Source organism: Streptomyces albidochromogenes (assembly GCF_005981925.1).
Taxonomy (GTDB): Bacteria; Actinomycetota; Actinomycetes; order Streptomycetales; family Streptomycetaceae; genus Streptomyces; species Streptomyces albidochromogenes.
Map to the genome: position 1 here is coordinate 1 of NZ_VBVX01000427.1, position 4,516 is coordinate 4,516.

A 4,516-nucleotide genomic window follows, 5' to 3' on the forward strand; every position below is an offset into this window, starting at 1 on the left:
AGAGGTGTATAAGAGACAGCCCCCGCCCCTCCCGTGCCTACGACGCGGTGTCGGCGTCGCCCGCCATCAGTTCGTCCGCGTCCACGATCCGGTACGCGTAGCCCTGTTCGGCCAGGAAGCGCTGGCGGTGCGCCGCGAAGTCCTGGTCGATCGTGTCGCGCGCGACCACCGAGTAGAAGTGCGCCTGGTGGCCGTCAGCCTTCGGCCGCAGCACGCGGCCCAGGCGCTGGGCCTCCTCCTGGCGGGAGCCGAACGTACCCGACACCTGGATCGCGACCGTCGCCTCCGGCAGGTCGATCGAGAAGTTCGCGACCTTCGAGACGACGAGGACGCTGATCTCGCCCTGCCGGAACGACTCGAAGAGCTTCTCGCGCTGCGCGTTCGAGGTCTCGCCCTTGATGACCGGGGCGTCCAGGTGCTCACCCAGCTCGTCGAGCTGGTCGATGTACTGGCCGATGACGAGGATCTGCTGGCCCGCGAACTTCCGTACCAGCGCCTCCGTCACCTTCCGCTTCGTCGCGGTGGTCGCGCAGAAGCGGTACTTCTCCTCGGTCTCGGCCGTGGCGTACGCGAGGCGCTCGCTCTCGGTGAGGTTGACGCGTACCTCGACGCAGTCGGCGGGCGCGATGTAGCCCTGCGCCTCGATCTCCTTCCACGGCGCGTCGAAACGCTTGGGGCCGATGAGGGAGAAGACGTCCGACTCGCGGCCGTCCTCGCGCACCAGCGTCGCCGTCAGGCCGAGCCGCCGGCGCGCCTGGAGGTCGGCGGTGAACTTGAAGACGGGCGCGGGCAGCAGGTGCACCTCGTCGTACACGATCAGGCCCCAGTCCCGGGAGTCGAACAGCTCCAGGTGCGGGTAGATGCCCTTCCGCTTCGTCGTCAGGACCTGGTACGTCGCGATGGTGACCGGGCGGATCTCCTTGCGCGTACCGCTGTACTCGCCGATCTCGTCCTCGGTCAGCGACGTCCGCTTCACCAGCTCGTGCTTCCACTGGCGGGCCGAGACGGTGTTGGTGACGAGGATCAGCGTGGTGGCCTTCGCCTGCGCCATCGCGCCCGCGCCGACCAGCGTCTTGCCCGCGCCGCAGGGCAGGACCACGACGCCCGAGCCGCCGTGCCAGAAGCCCTCGACGGCCTGCTTCTGGTACGGGCGCAGCGCCCAGCCGTCCTCCGCGAGGTCGATCGCGTGGGCCTCGCCGTCGACGTACCCCGCGAGGTCCTCGGCCGGCCAGCCCAGCTTGAGCAGCGTCTGCTTGATCTGTCCGCGCTCGGAGGGGTGGACGGCGACCGTGTCGGCGTCGATCCGGGCGCCGACCAGCGGCTGGACCTTCTTCGAGCGCAGGATCTCCTCCAGCACCGGGCGGTCCGTGGTCGTCAGGACGAGACCGTGGACGGGGTGCTTGGAGAGGGTCAGGCGGCCGTAGCGGGCCATCGTCTCGGCGACGTCGACGAGGAGCGCGTGCGGGACCGGGTACCGGGAGAACTCGACGAGCGCGTCGACGACCTGCTCGGCGTCATGTCCGGCGGCCCGCGCGTTCCACAGTCCGAGCGGCGTCACCCGGTACGTGTGGATGTGCTCGGGGGCGCGCTCCAGCTCGGCGAAGGGCGCGATGGCGCGACGGCAGTCGTCGGCGCGCTCGTGGTCGACTTCGAGGAGCAGCGTCTTGTCGCTCTGGACGATGAGGGGTCCGTTCACGCGGGTTTCGGCCCTTTCTGCGGCAGGTCGGCCGGTACGGCCAAACGTCCAGTGTGCAGCATCGCGTGCGGTACGGGTCGGGACTCGGGGTAAGCGGGTGTCCATGACAGCTGAAGCGGAAGAAGTGGACGCGACACGCCGCCCTCGACGCTCCTGGGGGCGGGCGGTGCTCCGCGCCCTCGCGGTCGCCCTGGCCTTCGTGGGCCTCGTGCTCTTCTCGGCCGTACTGGCGCGGCTGACCCTCGCCCCGTCGCAGGCGTCGGAAGCGCTGGTCACGACCAACCTGCGGCCGGGCGCGTCGCTGCGCCAGTACGCCGAGGACTACACCTTCCTCGCCGCGTGCAAGCAGATCGGCGGCAACCTGCTGCTGGGCATGCCCTTCGGACTGCTGCTGCCGGTGCTGGTGCCGCGCTCGCTGCGGCTGCTGCGGGTGGTGGCGCTCACGGTGGTGGTGATGGTGCTGGTGGAGCTGGCGCAGGGCGCGATCGTGGAGGGCCGGGCGTTCGACGTCGACGACGTGATCCTCAACACGACGGGCGCGCTCATCGGCTACTTCCTCCTCGGCCGCCGGATCGGCCGCGCGGTGCACGCCAAGCGCGTGCCGCGCGCGAAGGGGGACACGGTGCCTTCCGGCCGCTGAGACCATGGGCTCGGTGAGCGCGCGTGGTCCGGCGCCGGCGCCCGGGGGCCGGCGGGGCGCTCCCTGACGCCGGAGACCGTGCCCGCCCCGCCTACGCGCTGTCCGCCAGTTCCGCCACGCCCGTGATCCGGTGCAGGGGGTAGGTCCTGACCTCGTCCGCCGTGTGGTCGTACGCCGTGACGAAGCCGCCCTCCACCCGCACCGGCGCGATCACGCGCTGGCTCGCCGCCCCGTCCGCGTTGACGTAGCCGATCCACACCGCCGACCCGGTGAGGGCCGCGGCCTGGACCGTGGCCAGCGTCTCGGCGGCGGTGGTGCGGGGCAGCTCGCCGGCGGACGGGGCCGCCGCCGGGGCCTCCTTGCGTACCGCCGTGGACGCCATGTCGCCCGCCCGGATCGCCCGCAGCGCCGCCCCCAGCAGCGTCTCGTCCGGCGTCGGCGGGCCCTCCGGCACCGGTACGGGCGCGGTGCGCGGCGGGGTCCGGTAGGCGTGGGCCCGGGTGATCAGCACGTCTCCGGCCGCCGACTCGGCGGCGGGCGCGAAGCCCATGCCGCGCAGCCCTTCGAGCAGCGCCGCCGGGTCGGCCTGCGCCGCCAGGACGGTCGGGGCCAGGCGTCTCAGCCCGAGGCCCTGTGACCGCTTGTCGGCGAGGATCTCCCCGAGCATCGCGTCGTCGTCGCACCGCACGTATGCCGACGCCGCCCCGACGCGCAGATGCCCGTGCTTCCTCGCCACGTCGTCGATGAGGTAGCTCAGCGGCTGCGGCACGGGCGTACGGCTGTGCTCGGCCAGGAAGGTGTGCAGGTCGGACGCGGCCCGGCCGGCGTCCAGGGCGCGCCGTACGGACGCGGGCGTGAAGCGGTACACCGTCGCCCCGCCCTTCGACTCCACGTCCGCGAGCACGTCGAGCGTGTCGGCCAGCGGACGCCGCAGCGGCCCCGGGGCGACGGCCGTGAGGTCGGCCTGCAGGAGTACGTGGTCCAGCGGCTCCGGGATCAGCGGAGCGAGCAGCGCGGCGGCGGCGGCGGCGGCCGCCGCGGCCTCCTCGGCGGCGGACGCGCGCGGGTGCGCGGCGCCGGCCGCCAGCAGCGCGCGCCCGTGGGAGGAGAGCGCCCCCCGGCCGGTCACGCCCAGGAGTTCCGCCTCGGTGAGCGTCCACAGGGCGATACGGGAACGCAGGTCACCGGGGGTTCCGGACGCCGACGGCGCTGCGGAACCGGGCGCGGACGCCGCAGCCCCCCGCAGCGGCCGCTCCCACCGCAGCCGCGCCAGCACCTGTTCCGGGGCCGGCGCGGCGCCCTGCTCCAGCCCGGCCAGGAGCGAGAGCACCCGGTGGCGCACCTCCGGGGCCGCCGAGCGGTCCAGGTCCGGGCCGAGCGCGGCCAGCACCCGGCCCTTGGCGTCCTGGCCGCCGACCAGACCGGCCGTGCGGGTGGCGTGCAGCCAGGCGGTGGCGAGACGGGTCCACTGGTCCTGCGGCGGGAGGTCGAGCCACTCGTCGTACGCGGGCGTGGCGGCGTACCGCTCGGCCGCCTCACCGTCGGACGCCAGCAGCCCCGCCGCGTAGGCGAGTTCGACCCAGAAGGCGGCCGTGTGCTCGGGCACGTCGAGCGCGGCGGCGGTCCGCTTGAGGTCGCGGACGCTCAGGCCGCCGGAGCGCAGGACGGCCGGGCCGCCCTCGTTCCAGTCCTTGAGCAGTTCCTCGACGGTCGACAGGGCCGTGTACGCCTGGCCCGCCGCCGTACTGTCCACAACCTGTGGACGGTACGCGTGGGCCGGCGCGACCACGGGCGGCACCGGCTCCGGCACCCGGTGCGCGCGCCCGGCCCGCAGATGCAGCGCGGCCTCGCGCGGCAGCACGACCGTACGCAGACTCGTCGGCAGCAGCAGTCCCCGGTCCCGCAGCCACCGGACGGGCGGCGCGGGGTCCGGTGTGACCTCGCCGTACGGCGGCCCCCACACCAGCCGCTCCAGCACCATCAGCGCCTCGGGCGGGGCGGTGTCGAGCAGCGCGGACATCCGCGTCCGGTCGCTGAACAGGGCCGCGAGCGCCGTGACCGCCGACACCGGGTCGTGGGTCGGCGGCAGCCCGGCGGCGGCCAGCGTCTCCTGCCAGCGCCCCGGCGACATCCCGGCGGTCGCCTCGGCCACGGTCGGGCCCAGACCGGTGGGGGACGGG

Annotated in this window: 3 protein-coding genes; 1 reads left to right on the top strand and 2 read right to left on the bottom strand. The window is 74.1% G+C overall.

Translation table 11 applies throughout. The annotated features are described in order from the left end of the window. Positions 1 to 37: 37 nt before the first annotated feature. A complete protein-coding gene (locus E2E34_RS31720) occupies positions 38 to 1,696 on the bottom strand; it encodes a DNA repair helicase XPB (protein ID WP_138905302.1) in 1,659 nt (552 codons plus the stop codon). A gap of 103 nt (positions 1,697 to 1,799) precedes the next feature. Here E2E34_RS31720 and E2E34_RS31725 point away from each other — a divergent pair, with 103 nt between their 5' ends. Next, complete coding sequence (locus E2E34_RS31725) at positions 1,800 to 2,336, top strand: VanZ family protein (protein ID WP_138905303.1); 537 nt, start codon at positions 1,800 to 1,802, stop codon at positions 2,334 to 2,336. Positions 2,337 to 2,427: 91 nt separating this feature from the next. On the opposite strand, the gene E2E34_RS31730 is transcribed toward E2E34_RS31725, so the two are convergent. Beyond that, positions 2,428 to 4,516: helicase C-terminal domain-containing protein (locus E2E34_RS31730; RefSeq protein WP_138905304.1), on the bottom strand; the 2,089-nt coding region annotated here is incomplete at its 5' end.

Excerpts from the sequence above, each read along its gene's own strand:
- E2E34_RS31725 (WP_138905303.1), top strand. The coding sequence starts at position 1,800 with ATGACAGCTGAAGCGGAAGAAGTGGACGCGACACGCCGCCCTCGACGC.